Annotated in this window: 1 protein-coding gene; it reads right to left on the bottom strand. The window is 69.6% G+C overall.

Features of this window, described 5'->3' with window-relative positions:
- On the bottom strand, positions 1-230 hold a 230-nt coding region (locus tag BQ8794_RS36645), incomplete at both ends, for a transposase (RefSeq protein ID WP_244555059.1).

Raw genomic sequence — 230 nt, 5'->3', positions numbered from 1 at the left:
GCGAGCGTCATGAGCTGCTGCCGGTCGGCGCCTTCGCGACGATAGTCCTTGTAGCGGAAGGTGACGCCGCTCTCGTCGAGGCGGATGAGGCGGCTGTTCGAGACCGCCACCCGGTGGGTGTAGCGCGACAGGTAGGCGAGCACCGCTTCCGGGCCGGCGAAGGGCGCCTTGGCGTAGACCACCCAGCGCTTCTTCCGGATCGGCGACAGGTGGCGCAGGAATGCCCGCCG

The organism is Mesorhizobium prunaredense (assembly GCF_900156895.1).
Taxonomy (GTDB): domain Bacteria; phylum Pseudomonadota; class Alphaproteobacteria; order Rhizobiales; family Rhizobiaceae; genus Mesorhizobium; species Mesorhizobium prunaredense.
Note: the sequence above shows the minus strand (reverse complement) of the source record. Positions and strands in the feature narration are given on the sequence as shown.